Below are 17,749 nucleotides of genomic sequence, written 5' to 3'. Positions count from 1 at the left end.
GACCAATATTGTCAATACTAACCCTTTCAATCAATTCATTAGTTATCTAAACTAAGTCCATTAATACATTCTAAAAGAGTATCACTATCAAAGCAAACTAAATAATTGAGTTATAAATGGCTATTTTCACAAAACTGTCTCATCATCACACTATCTTAGTACATAAACCATTTTTCATCTATAGCTTTTGTCTTAATCTTGATCTTTTTTCTTTAATCCAAGAAATGCACCTAAGGTAAACATTATTCCAGCAACCAATGACGTGAAGACTTCGCTAACTGTTCCGGTTTTTGGCAACCTATCAGAATGGTTAGTATCCGATTTACTATCAATGTTAGTATGTTTATTAGCTATGTTCTCTGGTTCATTAAGATAAACTTCCTTCTTATTTTCATCAGGAACTGTAACTTTGACATCCTCAGTTGAATCAGATCTTTGACTTTCATCTAATTGACTATAATTTACTTGTACAGGAACTGTAGCTGTGATACCTTCAGTTGAATCAGATTTGTGTGAAGGATTTTCTCTTTGTAAATCCTCCTTTTTGTAATTTTCATCTAATTGACTATGATTTGCTTGCACCTTATCTTTCTTTTTCGATACATCAAAAGTAGGTTTATTTTCCTCCTCCTTTTTCTCCTCTATTTTCTTGAATACAGGTTTTATAAGGGTATCTTTTGACACATTAATAACATAACCAGCATCTTTTTTCCCTTCGAAACCAGAAATTTCCCAGCCATCAAATTGATAGCCTTTTTCTAATTCACCCTCATAGACAGGTAAAATGAAATCTTCTTCCGACACTATCTTAGAACTCATTTCTTTTCCATTTTGAATGGTCACAGTCACCGTATGAGGTTTTAATTCGCTTACCTCTCCCGTATCTTTGTTTAAAATGAATTCTTTTACGGTTGTATTTCTTGCAAAATCTTTTACAAGAATCTTAATATTTAGTGTCTTATCTGTTAGTTGTTTAATATCATCAAATGATTTGTATTCTTTTCCATTTACATAAATATGTTTGTCTTGAATCTCACCATTGAATCCATTATCTCTTTTATCATTGATGTTAAAGACTACAGATTTTCCATCAGCATATTCAATACTAGTATTTCCCTCAGGATCAATGTTTACTTCTGGTTTAACATTATCATATAAAAATTGATAGTGTACTCCAACCGCTTTCGCATTCAAATCGCTATAGCCAGTTTGAAGATAAACATTTCCATCCATATCTGTTACCTTATCTGGAAATCCGTTTGCTTTATAGTCTTTCATTCCCCAGTCCATGATGTCACCGTCTTTAACATTAAGCTTAACGTTAAAATCTCTAGTGTTATCAATGTGTAAATCTCCGTAGATTAAATAATTATCTACAACAGATTCATTAACTCTCAATTCCCAGTTAAAACCACCCTTATCAGAAATCTTACCTCTTAAATAAAACTCTGAATTTCGTACATAAATTTTATTATATTTAGATGGATTAAAGTAGTTCTTGTCCATTGAAAGGTTTACTGGTTTTGCATCAATAAATAACGTAGAGCCATCTTCTTTTATAGCTTCTACATTGGACTTATCCTCTCCAGTGTACTCTTTACCATCCTTTCCAAATAATACCAGTTTAGAAGGATCTGTTACAAGATTTCCATCTTTATCGATTGCCTCCCCTTTATCGTTCATTTTAAATCTAAACACTTGATACCTTATAATGTTAAAGCCGTCCAAAGCTGACATTAATACAGCTTGAGTACTCCTTCCATCTTCAACATTTCTACTGTCAGAATAAATTATTTTTTCTGAAAGGGCTCTTAGATTAGGATTGGCATTTTGTATTTTTGCTATATCTTCCTTACTATAGACTCCATTTCCTTCTAACATATCCGTTTTTCCAGGATTATAGGTAGTCACTTTTAGTGCATAGCCTTTTCTTAGAATGATGTTGTCCTTTAATAGATATTGTTGTTTTTCTGAATCAGAATAGATTTTACCAGATTCCATTTCAGTTAAATTATTTGGTTTGTTCTTTGAAAGATCTCCTTCCCCTAATTCTATTATATTCCCATAACTTGATGCATAGGGATATTCTGTCTTAGTTTCCCTATTTTTTTCAGGCATTCTAATCTTCGTTTCAGCTTTTCTCTGACCATCATCTGTAACAAAGAATCTCATATCTCCTGCAAAAGCTAATCCATCCACAATATCATTAATATTAGCGTATAAATCAAATGTCATCGTTTTTGAATTGGAATCATACTTGGTCGCTTTGATTTCTATATATTTATAGGTGTTTCCATAATATACCTTGGCATTTTTAGACACATTACGTATCTTTCCAAGAATTTCAAAGTGTCCATCTTTAGACGGGCTTAGAACACCATAAATTTTTGATTTGATTTCGTCAAGTTTTTCAGTTTCATATTCTAAGGCGCTACCATCGTCATAGGCAGCTATATTTCCTTTATCGTCATATCGATAATCAAGTTCTACTGTTCTTGTACCACCATTTACAAAGTCCTCTTCTTCCCTATATTTCTTTTTAATGAGTTTCTTTAGGTCTTTATTTTCAAAGTTTCTAATTGTTGAAATATTTTTATTTATTTCAAGGCTAGCTTCTCCCTCAACTGAACTTTCTTCATCTGGTTTTGAATCTTCATCCTTAGCTTGATTATTATTGGTATTTTCCTCTGGGCTCTTTGCATTTTTGAGTTTATCTTCAGAAATTTCACCAAGTTTTTCATATTTAGAAGCATCTTTGTCAGGATCTACTAGGTAATAAGAAATCATCCCCTTTTCATCAGCATGATCAGCAAATTTAATTCTATGAATCTTTGTGAAATTACTAGAGCCATCTAATGCAATAACTTCAATGATTTTTCCTCTTAAATCTCCTGCCCCATTAATTTCATAAATAGTATTTCCGTCTTTGTCAAGTTTTCTGTTTCTTCCTTGACCCTCACCTGCATAAGTTACTTCAAGATTTTTCTCAACCTCTCCATCTTCATTAACCAGAGCGGCGCCAGCATACCAAACTTCGTTTGCAATCTCGTCAAATTTTTCAGGATGTTCTTTTTGATCTCTCGCAAATAGGGTTTCATTCTTGTATTGGTCTTTTACCTTGTGATAAGTATCCTTTGTGATCAGCTTAATTTTTTCAGGATCTGAAAAATCAACCGAAACAATCTTAGGGGCTGTGTTATCAATTTTTACAGGAATATAGGAAACCTGCCATGGATAATCTTTAGTTAATCTATATTTAAATTTATAGAAATATTGACCTTCCGCAATCGGTTCAAATTGACCTCTTATCTTAGTAGCAGGATCTTGATTATCCTTACTTTCTGGTGCATTTTCTTCTCTACCTCTAGGATTATAGATGAGTCCATCCCACTTCAAGTCACCCCAAACTTTTAGTTTAGATGATTTGATTCCCTTTGCATCATTGCTTTTAGAGTTTAAAATTCCTTTAATAAAGTGTTCTCTCGAAATGACTTTTAAGTCTCTTTGATTTTCTCCCTCTTTATTTGTATTTACTATTGAAATCAATCCTTCTTCTGCACTTCTTAATACAAGTGGAGAAGGTGTTAATCCTCTTTCAAGTTGAGCCTTTTGAGGATTTCCATTTGAATCTAAAGGATAAATGTTAGCAATATTAGAACCACTTGATGATGCATTTAGCCCTTCGTTATTGAAAGCAAATAATTCTGGATTTTGATCTAGGGATGTTCTATTTTTATCTTTTCTATTTTGTATAACTCCTGCTGGATTAAATTTATCTATACCATGTTCTCCACCAATTCCCTTATTTAAGGTTCCTGGAATTTTCGGTTTACCATCATCATCATAACCTCCCATTGTTTTTGATTTTGATCCTTCTTCCCAAGCCCATTTATCAAGGATTGGTTCGTGGTTCCAATTCCCAGCAAATCCCATTAGAGGCATTGATAAAGAAGGTTGGAAGTTTATTTTCTTCCCGTTAGAGTTTAGAGCTTCCATTTCTTCCACTGACTCAAAATGAATAAATGATTCTACAAATTTATTTTTGTCTTTAGCCTCTCCAACATTTATAACCGCATTCAAATCAAAGCTAGAATTTGCGCCTATAGTGAAAGTATCATGCTCAAATGTGATATTTGCTCCTTTGATTTTTTCTGGGTGGATTTCTGGAACAATTTGCTTACCATCTGGAGATTTTTCATCTTTGTATGTTTCATCCAGTTTTAGTCTGTCAGTTAGAGCATCTGTAGTTATCGCTGATGCTGAAACTTTAAAAGTCAAAGGTCTGTTTGATGTATTGTGAAGCTTAATTGTAAAATATTTTTCTTCTCCTTTTATTTCTTTAAGAGAAATAGAACCATAAGAGTTTACCAAACCTTTAGAATCCTTGTTTTTGAAAGTCGCTACAACTTCATTTCTCAAAGCATTGGCCACATTAATTAGCCCTGCTCCCTGTTGTCTAGGTGATGCAAAGTATTGGCTTTTTTCTTTCCAAGACGTTGCATCCATCATCGGTCGCGCAGTATTTTGTAGAGCAATTTTTGTAAGACTTGTAAGATCTATTTTGTCATCTCCCTCAAGATTTTTCAATACAGGTCTTTCAAGCATTTCCTTTAACTTCGGTCTAATCAAAACAGTAGAAGCTGCTACGATTGGAGTTGCCATACTAGTTCCTGACATATAGCCATAAGTTGATTTCCCATTAATGACATTGAGAGTAGATTTAATGTTTTTACCAGGTGCTGAAACATCGGGTTTTAAAAGTAAATCTATTCTTGGCCCCCAAGATGTGGATCCTGCTGGAACGATGACATCTTCTTTATACAATTCTTTGTCTGTGTCAGGTGCAAACTTAAAGTCAATCTCTTTTTCATCACCTACATTCGGTTTATTAGAATTATAGCTGGCCATATCAATTGGATAGTATTGCTCCAATTTATCTTTGAAATCTTCCTTACTATTTCTTTTAACCTCCGTTTTTTTATCAGGATTAATCATGTTCCATAGCTTTACACCATCATCTCCTGAAATTGAAAATACTTGACTTTTAGTCCCTTCATCCGCTTCATATCCCATTGCTGGAAGCTCTGTCCAATTATCTCTATTGTAGTAATTGACAGTATTTACAACCATAATGGCGCGTGCTCCCTTATTCGTTGCTCTTTTAAAAGCATCTTTTAAATCCTTGGTATAAATTCGATCCATTACTGCAATTTTGCCCTTAAGATCCAAACCTATCAACTCTTGGTCTTGGCCTTTGCCTATATATACAAATTTCAATTTATCAGGAGCTTTTGAACCATCTTCATTTGTTGTGATTTTATTCTTATCGAAAAAGGCTCCTATATTTCTGTATTTAAAACTTTTTCCTCCAATCTTAACTTTATCAAACTCAACTGTTTGATTTTTAGCAGATGCAACCGCTATCGCATCTTCATGTGCTGCTGTTCGTGTTACATTTCCAGTGTCGGTCATTTTCAGATGATTATTTGCTACTAAATCCCATGAAGAACTTGAAGCAGAAGTCGCATAGTTACCCGTAGCGACAACCATTGGAATGCCTGCTTTTCTTAATGCCCGAATAGCTTGCCAATATTTCTCACCTACAAGACCTGTTCCTGTAAAACCAGATGATACAGAAACAACATCAACGTTGTGTTTGATAGAATCTTCAATAGCATGAAACATTGTTTCATCCCCTGCGAACCCAGATCCTGCGTCAGAGTACATTTTATAAGAGAAGATCTGTGCATTAGGAGCAATTCCATCTATTCCATTAAAGTTCTTGATGTCTTTTTCAGTATCATTTCCCGCAAGAATCCCTGCAATATGCATTCCATGTGGATCAAAATAATCACTTCCGTCATCAGCTTTTTCTACAGTGATTTTACCACCATTATAATAATTGAAAGCATGAGGGATTTTATCACTCAACCAGAAATTTTTATCAGTACCTTTTAAGTCTTCTTTTTTGAATCTCATTGAGCCTTTAGCATCATCATCAATCCTCATGGCCTTATGCCTATAATCTGTCCCCGTATCGATATTTGAAATGACCATACCTCTACCATCAAAATTTTTCCCAAATTGAGCATTAATGGCCTTTAGGTAATCGATCGCCTCCTCAACTCCAATTTCCTTTCGGGCATGATTCATCATGGGTTGGAGTTTTTGTGACCGTTCAACCGATGAAATACCTTCTATTAGTTTAATTTTATCCAGATTATCTGGAGTTGTTTCTATTGAAACACCATTAAAAATCGTATTATAAGTATATAAAACGTTTGTATCCTTAAGATTGGATAATTCCTTGATTGCTTTTTCTCCAGATTCTTTATCTTTAAATTCAGCAATATAGACAAGTTTATCCTCTTTTTTGGGACTTTCTGGGTCTTTACTTGCAGACGAGTCCGCTTTATCTTCTTTGGATTGATTGGAATCTTCTTTGATTTTTTCTTCTTCATTGCTAGTTTTGTTATCTATCACAGATTCTTTACTAACAACTTCTTTTTCCTCAATAATTGTTGTTTTCTTTTCTTCAGTATCCTTTGAAGTTTCTATAGCATTATGAATATTTTCATGTTTTTCTTTATTTTCTGCTTCCTTATCTACTACTACTTTTTCTGTATCAGAGATATTTAAAGCATCTTCAGAGCTAGATGTGTCTGCTAAAACTACCTCATTAGGGACATATGCTGCTAAAATAACTGCAGCTGTGGTTAATGACAATACTGTACTTTTTTTCATTTTAATTCCTTACATATTTATTTAAATTCCAATAGATAGTAAACTTTAACTTTGCTAGCCTTTGTTATAAAAAGTTTTACTAAGTATTATCTAGGAAATAGAGTAGTACATTTATATATAATTGTTAGCTCTCCATAAAAATAGTATATCATTTAAAAAATTTAAGTCAAGAAAAATTAAGGCTGGTTAATTTTATTTTTAACGCATGTTAATAAATGATGCAAAAGTTTCGTACTTAACGGGGATACATTATAAGCACATTCACACCATCAAAAATAGTAGCAATCAAAATTAAAGCACTAGCAACATCACAAAATCAAACATCATTGATGAAATATCAGCGCTATTAAACAATATAAATAACCGCTAAGAATAAGACTTAACGGTTATCTTCTACATATCTATTTTTTCAAATCCTCAGTCGTTTATCTACCTATAACCTAGGCTTTACGAGTGCCTTGCTCTAGCAACTAATACTCAATGAAAATCAAAAAGCAAACTAGGAAACTAGCCGCAGGCTGCTCAAAACACTGCTTTGAAGTTGTGGATAGAACTGACGAAGTCAGCTCAAAGCACTGCTTTGAGGTTGTGGATAGAACTGACGAAGTCAGCTCAAAATACTGTTTTGAGGTTGTGGATAGAACTGATGAAGTCAGCTCAAAATACTGTTTTGAGGTTGTGGATAGAACTGACGAAGTCAGTAACCATACCTACGGCAAAGTGAAGCTGACGTTGTTTGAAGAGATTTTCGAAGAGTATGAATACTCACGTCCCTCACAAAAATCATTATAGCAGAGGAGTTTCTCAAGAACAAGTTCGTTTGCCTATCTGGTCTCTATATCGGTCTAAGTGGTCTGATTTTCTTTAAAAAGAAAAAGAAGCCTGATGAGACTTCTTCTCTTTGCCGATTGCAGGGATCGAACCTGTGACCTAGGCTTTACGAGTGCCTTGCTCTACCAACTGAGCTAAATCGGCTATTACACTTACAGTATAGCACTCTGAGAATAGATGTCAAGAATTTTTCATCTCTATTTGAAAAAGCCTGTCCTAAGACAAGGCTTTGAGTTTCTTCATCTTAGGAACCTGCACTTTCGTAGGCATCCAATCCCCTGTCCCAAAGTTTGAGGGAAATAACAAAGAAAACAAGGGAAATCAACATCAAACCTCCGATGTTAAAGATTACATCCTTGTCCTGCAAGAAATAGCTGGCAGGGTAATAGGCCGTAAAGGCGAAAGGCACGATAAAGCTAATCAACCAACGAAGAAGAGAATTGTAAATCGAAATCGGGTACTTGGCAAAATCATTGAACATATAGAAGATGTAAATCATGGCTCCTGACTGCTTGGTCCAAAAAGCGATACTAGCTGTCGCGATTTTCAAGGAAGTATAGATCAAGGTCGCAAATGGTATGCAGACTAGAAAAATCAGGAATTTTGGAAGAGTCCAAGCAATGCTAGTCACCGTTGTCGCTAGTAAGATTCCACCGACCAAGAGTTCTCCCAAGGCATCAATCTGAAAAGTCTCAACTAGGATATGAAAGAGAGGATTGATTGGACGAGTCAGATACTTGTCAAACTCCCCCTTTCTCACCAAGCGCTGTCCCAGAGCCCAAAGATTGTCAAAAAAGAGATGGTCCAATCCCTTAGGAATCAAGGAAAAACCATATATAAAGGCAATTTCTTGAAAAGTCCAACCTTCTAGGGATGGGATGTGTTGAAAGATGACATTGAGAAACAAGAGATTCAAGCCTTGAGTCAAAAAAACTCCCAGCACACCAACCACAAAATCCACCTTGTATTCCATGATTTGCTTGATGTATTGTCTGATAAAAATCAGATGCATGCGTTGATATTTTTTCATACTAACCTCCTTGAATGGTGATAAAGGACTGGACTCGTTTCCAAATCAACTGAGACAAGCCCACCATCACTAAGAGCCAGAAAAACTGCAAAGCGAGCGCCTGAAGAATCTGATTGGCATCGTATTTCCCAACGATAATCATGACCGGAGTGTAAATCAAGGATGAAAAAGGCAGGAAGGACAGAATATCTGAAACAACCTTTGGAAAGAAAGCCAAGGGAATCAAACTGCCAGACATAAAAGTCACTATAGAAGTCTTAAGTAGGTTGGAACCCCAAAGATTTTTAAACACAAAGGCAGAAAATCCAAAGCAGATATTAAAGAAAAAGTTAATCAGATAAGCTAGCGTTAGACTAAAAAGATAAAGTACAGTTAAACCCAACACCTCTACAACGCCTTGCCCAGATAAGATTTTCATCAAAACAATGACACTTAAAAATGGAAGGCCAACAGAGATAAAAATCAACCACTTGGAGCCAAGCTCTGTAAAAAGGTAAGATGCCGCAAAGTGCACTGGTCTCAGCAAGCGCATGATAATCGAGCCATCCTTGACCTCCTCCCCAATCATAAAGGACGAATCTGACCTAGTCAGAAGATTGGTCACAAAACTCATGATGATGTAGAGGGTGATATCTGCCATACTGAAGCCCTGAATTAAAGACTCCCGAGAGGAATCAAAGACAGCCTTCCAGAGATAAAAGGCCACAAAAGCCCCCATAACATCGCCTATCCGATAAAGAATAAAGTTGACTCGATAGGTAATCAACTCCTGAACACCTGCATTGATAAAGGGTTTATAACGTCTCCACAATTTGACCATCTTAGAGCTCCTTTCGATAGAAGCGACGGATAATATCCTCAATATCCGTATCCACCATCTTCAAATCGCGGATCTCAAAATCAGACAGGGTTTGCTTGATAATATCAGCTGACTGGTAGCGTGAACTATCAAATTCAATATTGAGGCTATTTCCTTGTCTATCAATTGTCATATCAGGCAGGCCTTCATAGTGAGAGACGAGATGACTTTGACCTGGCACCAGTTCAAAGGAGAGAGTCTTCATCTTGCCAAAGGTCTCCTTGAGCTGACTAACCGTTCCATCAAAAATCTCCTGACCCTTGTCAATCATGAAAATCCGATCACAAAGTTGCTCAATATCACTCAAATCATGAGTGGTCAGTAGAATAGTAGTTTCTTCCTCCTGATTGATTTGGGTGATAGCCCGACGAATGTTATCCTTGACCGAAACGTCCAAACCAATGGTCGGCTCATCTAAAAAGAGAACCTTGGGATTGTGAAGCAAGGAAGCTGCAATATCCGCACGCATCCGTTGTCCCAGTGAAAGAGTCCGCACGGGGTCCTTGATAAAGTCCTTCAAATCCAAGACTTCATTCAAAAAATCCATGCGCTTATGAAAGAGCGAGTCCGGCACATCGTAAATCTCTTTTAAGACCGTGTAGGTCTCTTGCAGTGCCAAATCCCACCATAGCTGGGTGCGTTGTCCAAAAACTACGCCAATATCTTTGACATAATCTTGACGATTGTCCTGGGGAATCTTGCCGTTAATCCGACAAAAACCAGATGTCGGTTTTAAAATCCCTGTCAGCATTTTGATTGTGGTCGACTTCCCAGCACCATTTGCACCGATAAAGCCTAAAATCTGCCCCTTTGGTACCTCAAAGGTCAAATCCTTGACCGCTTCAAAGGTCTGCTTTTCAGGATGAATAAAGGAGCGCAAAGCACCCTTCAAACCCGGTTCCTTAACAGTCTTCACAAAATTTTTCTGAAGATGTTCCACTTCTATCATTGCCATATCTATCTCCCTATGGTAAGGAATAGCAACATTGTATTTTTTACTACAAACATTCTAAATCCTTACTGTCTACGCATTCTACATTTTATTGCTACAGAAGGCTTTATACCAAACCTATTATAATCCAATAAAAACTAGAATGCAAGCATTTGCCTAAAGTTTGTGAAATTGAAAATTTTTCTCTTAAAATAATACTTTTATTCAGAAATTCTGGCTTAATAGTCTCCTTAAAACGCCAAAAAACCCACCCAATGGGCAGGTTACGAATTATAAAAAGCAAACTATTTTGACCTATATGATTCACTATTTAATCAAAGAACTAATCTTTCATAATTCTTTTCACAATCCCATTTCTATCAATTAGAAAACAATCTGGAAAGGTCATCTGCTCCCATTTTTCATAATCAAAACTGGAATCAAAGTGATGTAGTAGTATTCCTATCAAATTCCCGTGTGAACTAAGTAAAATCGTTTTTTCTGAGTATCTCTCTTCCAATTCCATTAAAAAATTTAGTACTCTAGCTAGTGCACCTTGATTTGATTCCCCTTCTGAAAGAGATTCACTGGGATTTTGCCATAAATATTTAATACTGTCTTCAAACTCAGAATCTTTTATAAAGGTTGAAGATAATTTTCGCTCTCGTAACCGATTATCAAGAACTATTTTATCAAATTGAATTGGCGAGCTATTAATCGTTTCAAATGCTCGTTTATATGGACTAGAAAAATAATGATCAATATTAAAAGAATTCAAAAACTCTAACTGGTCAAGAGATGAAAATCCTTTTTCTGACAAAGTTCTATTAAAATCATCACTTGAAAATTTTGAATGAGCATGTCTAAGTAAAATATAAGAATTATTCATAAGTCATTACCTTTCAATTATTATCATCAGTCTCAATGGATTTTTAAGCCCTCAATTATTCTCTAAAAATTCTCTAATGCGAGAAACAATAGCATCGCTTTGATAATGATAGAGGTCATGAGGCGCATCCATATAGACAACTTGAACATTAGACTGGTCGCTTGCAAATCTCTCTGCATAACGTTGCCACTCAAATTGGCTAAAGCTAGTACCATCACCATTAGAAATCATTAGTAAGGCCGGAATTTTCGGATTAATGTTTGAAGGAACTTTCTTGGCATTTTCCTTTACCGTTTGGGATTCACGAAGCATGGCTTGTGACATCAACTGCTTATAAACTAGAAGTTTATATTGTCTTCGTTCACTTTCGGTCAGAGTTTGATTTTTTATATAAAAAGACTCAGGGAAGTAGCGTAATAAACCAATCTTGCCGCTCCAATAGGCCACAGTAAGCAAGGCCTGATTGTCCTTTAAATTTTCATAACTAGCTGGCAGTGCCCAATCTAACCCAACCAAGGTTTTCACTTCATCAGGATACTTTTCCTGCCAAGCTAAACTCTCAAGACTAGCCATGGAATGAGACAAAATGATAAAAGGACCTTTGACATTTGCTTGTGAAAGAGCTTGACGCGTCTCAGACAAAACCTCCATCACATCTCTTGAATGATTGCTATCATCACTATAACCATATCCTGCTCGCTCCACGATGACTACCTTATACCGTTTCGATAAAGATTCCGATACTTCTTTAAAGTCCAATATAGGGGAAGCAATACCAGCACCTGAGAGAACTACTATAGTCTCAGGACCATTCCCTTCAACGTAAACATTCATTTGATGTCCATCGACGAAAACTTGTTGCCCCATAGGTTTCAGTGAGGCTTCTTCCTTTTCCAAACTGATACGGTGAAAGATGAATGTAGCCGCTAGAAACAAAAGAATGAAACTAAGAAAGCCAAGAAACCATTTTTTCAGTATTTTCATAGTATTATTGTACAAAAAATAGAACCTTCAAGCAACTTAATATTGGTTCTTCTACAATATATTCACACCAAAAAACCCACCCAATGGGCAGGTTTCATCTGTATTATTCAGCTAAATTAAGCTTTAGCATCTGGAGCATAATGAACAGTTTTTTCCATGTTTCTTAAAAAGCTTCAATTATGATTTTATAGTAGATTGAATAAGGTAGGAACAAATCGATTAGGAAAGTCAATCTAATTTCTAGAAATATTTTTAGAAGTCATATTGTACTATTTTAGATTCAATCTACTATATATACGTGCCATGAAATAGAATATAATCTGACTAAATACGTATATGTCAATCGGATTTGTTCCCGATTTCAAACAGTAATCTGTCCAAGCTACTTGATTGATGTAACACTCTCAAGATGGTAACTGTATCCTTATCAAAACGATAAAACACTGAATAATTTTTTACTAGTAGTCGTCTAACTTTAATATCTAAATTGAGCAATTCCTCTACAATAGCACATCTTTCAGGAAATATTTCTAAGGTTTTAATCCCTTCTGCAATAGCTTCAAAGTGATTCATAGCAGTTTCCGGCGATTGAAGCTCATCTGCGATATAATGATAAATGGCTTCCATATCTCCTTCAGCTCTTTTTAAAATATTAATGGTTATTTTAGTCAGACGTTCCGTTCCTTAAATTCTTTAAAGAACTCATTGACGGATCGAACATGACCGTTTTCTGCTTCATGATATGCTTCAACCATCATTTGTCTAAATTGTTCAACTGTCATTTCCTCTACATTCACTGTTGAAGGTACATCTGGCAATGCAATATCAAAGGGAATTTTCTTCGTTAATGATACTTGTTTCAATAATAGTGTAACTAATGTTGATATCGGCATCCCAAGCTGCTTCAAAACTTGTTCAGCTGATTGTTTATCTAATTCATCAACTCGAACACTAATTGTAGCTGTTTTTCCCATTCTTATTACCTCACTTACGATTTGTACTGTAATTGTACATCAATTTGCATTACTTGTCAATTAAATGCTTTCTGAAAACGAAATACCACTATTACACTATTGAAAGATTAGATTAACCTATCCGATAAAAAAGCAGTAACACAGAAAACTATTGACCATGAAACGCTCTCGTAATCCTAACCCCTAGAGGTTTCAAGAACCTACTGGTTTATTGAATGTTGTGAATATAGAAACCAAAATTATAAGAAAAGTCTCATTTGTATATTTAACCCAAAAACATGGATTCTGGGAGACATTTATCATTTATTGATTTTTATAATTCATTACATCTTTTTAATTAATTCATTCACAAAGCATGAAAATCTTTTAAACTTTTATTTGAAAGTTCATGGATATACATTATAAAAAGTTATCAAATTTTTTCTGCTATACCTATAATGAAATCTGATACAAAGGAAACAACTGGTTCTTGTAAAATGCGATAAACTAATTGCTTTATTAACAAGATCAAATTATCTATTATTTATCAATTTTATTCAATTTATTAATTCCAACATTCAGTTTATGCTCGATTTTTTCTAAATGTACATCTATATCAGTATTCATATTTTTTAATAATGTACGTATTTCAGATACCCTATTTAATTCATTTGATAGTTTTTCCCTAAGAGTATCCATATCATTCTCCATCTCGTTATTCACTTCTTTTTTAATTGATTCCATAACAATAATTACAATCGCCATTAAAGTTACTAGTATAATAACCGTCACAATAAGCAGTTTCAACCAATAATCTAATTGACAAAATAATTCAATAATTGTATTGATAAATCCAATATGATATTGTTTAACATTATCAAACCAAACTGGAAGATATTCAATTAGAATAAATGAAATATATTCTGAAATATAAATTATATTAAATAGAATTTTATTAAATGCTGCTTTTTTAGTAAGTAATTTCTTTTTATCACCTACTACTTCTGATTCTACAAATTTAAAAATACTATCAATTACATAATTTACTCCGATTCCGACCGCAATAGCGTAGAAGGTTTTAACTGAATCAGATAAATTATCGTTTTTTCCAAAAACAACCAAAGATAACGGGAAAATAGTTAAAGCTATAGCCAGTAAATTACTAAAAAATTCAAATGGTGCCTTATCTTTCAATTTCTTCATATTTGAAATTCCAATTATAATTATAAAAATAAATATAATCAAAAAATATACTGTCATAATTATTTGATACCACAGACAAGTTGATAACCATATACCTAATATTAAGAACACGAAAAAAATTCCAACCATATACATTAAATGTTTATTCGTTTGTTCTATATTACTCTTATTTTGCAACATACCATCTCCTTTTATCCTCCTATTTAAGTAACGCTTTTATTTGTTACACTCAATTAGATGTGTAAACAAAAAACCTACCCAATGGGTAGGTTCTTTCTGTATTGTTTAGCTTGATTAAGCTTTACCTTCTGAACCGAATACGTCGATACGTTCTTCAACTGATGCTTGGATAGCTTTTACACCATCAGCCAAGAATTTACGTGGGTCGAAGAGTTTTTTCTTGTCGTATTCTGCTTCGTTTGCTTCGTAGTCACGAGCAAATTTACGAGTTGCGTTAGCGAATGCGATTTGACATTCAGTATTAACGTTAACTTTAGCAACACCAAGTTTGATAGCTGCTTGGATTTGCTCATCAGGAATACCTGAACCACCGTGCAATACGATTGGGAATCCAGGTACTGCTTCTGTCAATTTTTGCAAGTGATCAAGGTGAAGACCTTTCCAGTTTGCTGGGTAAGGACCATGGATGTTACCAATACCAGCTGCCAAGAAGTCAATACCAGTTGCAACCATTGCTTGAGCATCTTCGATTGGAGCCAATTCGCCATCACCGATGATTCCGTCTTCTTCACCACCGATAGTACCAACTTCAGCTTCTACTGATACACCTTTTGCGTGTGCTTTTTCAACAACTTCTTTAGCCAATTTAAGGTTTTCTTCAACTGGAAGATGTGAACCATCAAACATAACTGAAGTATATCCAACTTCGATACACTCAAGTGCATCTTCGTAGTGACCGTGGTCAAGGTGGATAGCTACTGGTACAGTGATACCCATTGATTCAACAAGGTTAGCGATCAAGTTGCGAGCAACTTTGTAACCACCCATGTATTTAGCAGCACCCATTGAAGTTTGGATCAAAACTGGAGCTTTTTTAGCTTCTGCTGCGCGCAAGATAGCTTGAGTCCACTCAAGGTTGTTTGTGTTAAATCCACCAACTGCATAACCGTTGTCACGAGCTGCTTGGACAAATTTTTCTGCTGAAACGATTGCCATTTTATCAGGCCTCCTGTATATTTTTATGGGTCATCCCATTTACATTGTTCATTTTATCACTTTTTGACAAAAAAATCTAGTTTTTCCCGCAGTTTCGATTGAATTTCTTCTAGCTTCATCTATGTAAACCCTTTCTATCCCTAGTCTTAGGCGACTTTTGGAAAAGCTATGAAGAAGGTTAAACGATTATCCTCCATCTCAAAACGATAAGGTAATTTTTCATGTTCCAATAGACTCTTGACCACAAAGAGCCCCATACCAGACCCCTTGGCCTTGCGACTAGCATTATTAGAAAAAGATTGGGCCAGTTTTTCTTGTTCTTCTGGACTGCAGCTATTTTCTATAAAAAGTTCCCCTTCTCTTTCTCCAATGCGAACTAAGCCACCTAGAACAGAGTGCTTAATAGCATTACTGATAAGGTTAGACAGAATCAACTTCATGACAGATGGGTTTAGATAAGCCTGCTGATAGGTCAAACTATTGTCAATCTGGAGCTCTCTTTTCTTGGCTAGTAAGGTATAATCCTTAACCAGACTTTGCGTCATCTGGAGCAAATCAATTTCTTCCCTATCATCTCGCAACTCCTGCACAGACGAGAGAGAAAGTATCTGGAGAATGTGGTAATTGAGCTCATCCACAATTCCTAAGGCTACTCCCAGATAGCGGTCTCTATCCTTATAACGCCCAACGTTTTCTTTCATGTTTTCGATCAGGATTTTCAAACTAGCCAGAGGTGTTTTCAATTCATGAGAAGCACCTCGTAAGAATTCGACCTTCATCTTTTCAAGCTGGAGAATCGCTTCATTCTTGTCATGCAAGTCCGCAATGACAGTTAAAAGATGCTGGTAAAGGCTATTGATTTGTTCCTTGAGATCACCAATCTCATCCCTAGAATCCACGCGCAATCGCACTTGGGTATCTAGTTCCATCATCCGACGGGTTACTCGCTTGATTTCCAAAATCGGTGCAACAATGGTCCGAGCATAAATGTAGGCCACCAAAAGGGAAATCAGAAAGGATGCCAGCAGGGTATAGGGTAGAAACTGAAGACTAATCTGCTCTGCTTCCTTTTGCAAATCCATGGAAGCTAGGAACTGGAGAGTCATAGTGCCACCGTCTTGCGTTTTCACCTCGCGCTCCTCAATAAAGAGAGAGGTTGTCTGGCGGTCTGTATCAAAAGGAAGACTGTCCTTGACTTCTAACTTGTCCTCGGTCATCTCGCCCTTAACGGCCCCCTTGATATCACTAGTCTGGGAATACAAGTTTAAGACTTGCTCGATACTTTGCCTATCTTTCCCTTCTAGGGACTGGGCAATGGCTGTCGCTTTCTGGCCAATGGTTTCCTGACGATGACTCAGATAAGTCGAAGGAAAGAGAAAATAAATGGCTAAGTGAAGGCAAATTACCAGAGCACTAAAAATCGAGAAGGTATAGATAAATATCTTTTTAAATAAACCTGTTCGTTTCATTTTCGCTCCAATTTATAACCAACATTGCGCACAGTGAGGATACAATCCAAGTCTAGCTTTTTCCGCAATTCCTTGATATAAACATCAATGACTCGGTCAAAGGGAACCTCATCTGTCGCTTTCCATACGGCATCGATTATCTGAGATCGAGTCAAGGCTCGTCCTTCATTTTTTACCAGATAGTCCAGAATTTCTAACTCTTTGGCATTGATAGCTACTTCCTCACCTGAGAGGCTTGCACTGTAGCTCTCAAAATCCACCTTGGTATCCTTGTAAGAAAAGACGCGTCCTGTATCGTAGTAGCGCTTGAAAATCGCGTCCACCCTCACTTTTAAGAGGGAGAGGGAGAAGGGCTTTTCCAGATAGCCATCTGCCAGAGAAGCAAAGGCACTCATCTTGTATTCCTCATCCTGAAAGGCGGTCAACATCAGGACAGGAACTTGGCTGGTTTTGCGAATCTCAGCTAGCACTTCCAGGCCATTGAGCTTAGGCATCTGGATATCTAATAAAACTAAGGCCACCTCATAGCTAGAAAATTTTTCTAAAGCTTCTTGCCCATCTGCAGCCTCAATGGTTTCATAGCCACAATCCGTCAAATAATCACTGACCCCCTCACGGATCATCTCTTCATCTTCTACAATTAAAATTTTCATAGAAAAATCTTTCACATTCCTTTAAAT

General features: G+C 35.8%; 13 protein-coding genes and 1 tRNA gene. 1 reads left to right on the top strand and 13 read right to left on the bottom strand.

Annotated features, from left to right (window positions below; all coding sequences use genetic code 11):
* Window positions 1-192: 192 nt before the first annotated feature.
* Entirely contained in the window at window positions 193-6,744 is a 6,552-nt protein-coding gene (locus SMI_RS03560; RefSeq protein WP_000750101.1) for a S8 family serine peptidase, read from the bottom strand.
* Between the two features lie 480 nt (window positions 6,745-7,224).
* Between SMI_RS03560 and SMI_RS10740 the strand changes: the two genes are divergently transcribed.
* Window positions 7,225-7,536, top strand: a complete 312-nt coding sequence (locus SMI_RS10740; RefSeq protein ID WP_000694303.1) for a hypothetical protein — start codon at window positions 7,225-7,227, stop codon at window positions 7,534-7,536.
* Between the two features lie 110 nt (window positions 7,537-7,646).
* Here SMI_RS10740 and SMI_RS03550 read toward each other — a convergent pair.
* From SMI_RS03550 to vncR, 12 genes are all read right to left on the bottom strand, one after another.
* Window positions 7,647-7,719 (bottom strand) — tRNA-Thr (locus SMI_RS03550).
* A 100-nt stretch (window positions 7,720-7,819) separates the two neighbouring features.
* Entirely contained in the window at window positions 7,820-8,605 is a 786-nt protein-coding gene (locus SMI_RS03545; RefSeq protein ID WP_000760733.1) for an ABC transporter permease, read from the bottom strand.
* A 1-nt stretch (window position 8,606) separates the two neighbouring features.
* Window positions 8,607-9,425, bottom strand: a complete 819-nt coding sequence (locus SMI_RS03540) for an ABC transporter permease (RefSeq protein WP_000240172.1) — start codon at window positions 9,423-9,425, stop codon at window positions 8,607-8,609.
* 1 nt (window position 9,426) lies between these two features.
* Window positions 9,427-10,419, bottom strand: a complete 993-nt coding sequence (locus SMI_RS03535) for an ABC transporter ATP-binding protein (RefSeq protein ID WP_001240801.1) — start codon at window positions 10,417-10,419, stop codon at window positions 9,427-9,429.
* Window positions 10,420-10,738: 319 nt separating this feature from the next.
* On the bottom strand, window positions 10,739-11,284 hold the full coding sequence (locus tag SMI_RS03530) for a histidine phosphatase family protein (protein WP_001066185.1): 546 nt from the start codon (window positions 11,282-11,284) through the stop codon (window positions 10,739-10,741).
* A gap of 51 nt (window positions 11,285-11,335) precedes the next feature.
* Entirely contained in the window at window positions 11,336-12,268 is a 933-nt protein-coding gene (locus SMI_RS03525; RefSeq protein WP_000698053.1) for an alpha/beta fold hydrolase, read from the bottom strand.
* Between the two features lie 339 nt (window positions 12,269-12,607).
* Entirely contained in the window at window positions 12,608-12,895 is a 288-nt protein-coding gene (locus tag SMI_RS03520; protein WP_000387492.1) for a type II toxin-antitoxin system RelE/ParE family toxin, read from the bottom strand.
* 41 nt (window positions 12,896-12,936) lie between these two features.
* Window positions 12,937-13,242, bottom strand: coding sequence for a type II toxin-antitoxin system RelB/DinJ family antitoxin (locus SMI_RS03515; RefSeq protein ID WP_000520544.1), 306 nt, complete (start codon window positions 13,240-13,242; stop codon window positions 12,937-12,939).
* 519 nt (window positions 13,243-13,761) lie between these two features.
* Window positions 13,762-14,424, bottom strand: a complete 663-nt coding sequence (locus tag SMI_RS03510; protein ID WP_164925513.1) for a hypothetical protein — start codon at window positions 14,422-14,424, stop codon at window positions 13,762-13,764.
* Between the two features lie 294 nt (window positions 14,425-14,718).
* On the bottom strand, window positions 14,719-15,600 hold the full coding sequence (locus tag SMI_RS03505) for a class II fructose-bisphosphate aldolase (protein WP_001019004.1): 882 nt from the start codon (window positions 15,598-15,600) through the stop codon (window positions 14,719-14,721).
* Between the two features lie 146 nt (window positions 15,601-15,746).
* Window positions 15,747-17,069 carry a sensor histidine kinase VncS gene (gene vncS, locus SMI_RS03500; protein WP_000831353.1) on the bottom strand — a complete coding sequence of 441 codons (1,323 nt, stop codon included), beginning with the start codon at window positions 17,067-17,069 and terminating at the stop codon, window positions 15,747-15,749.
* The gene (gene vncR, locus SMI_RS03495) at window positions 17,066-17,722 is read right to left on the bottom strand and encodes a response regulator transcription factor VncR (protein ID WP_000697956.1); all 657 of its coding nucleotides are present in this window, start codon (window positions 17,720-17,722) and stop codon (window positions 17,066-17,068) included. Before vncR ends, vncS begins: the two co-directional genes overlap by 4 nt.
* Window positions 17,723-17,749: the final 27 nt, after the last annotated feature.

This window comes from Streptococcus mitis B6 (assembly GCF_000027165.1).
In the GTDB taxonomy this organism is placed as follows: Bacteria; Bacillota; Bacilli; order Lactobacillales; family Streptococcaceae; genus Streptococcus; species Streptococcus mitis_AR.
The sequence above is the reverse complement of the archived record's forward strand: the minus strand, read 5'-3'. Positions and strand labels throughout refer to the sequence as shown.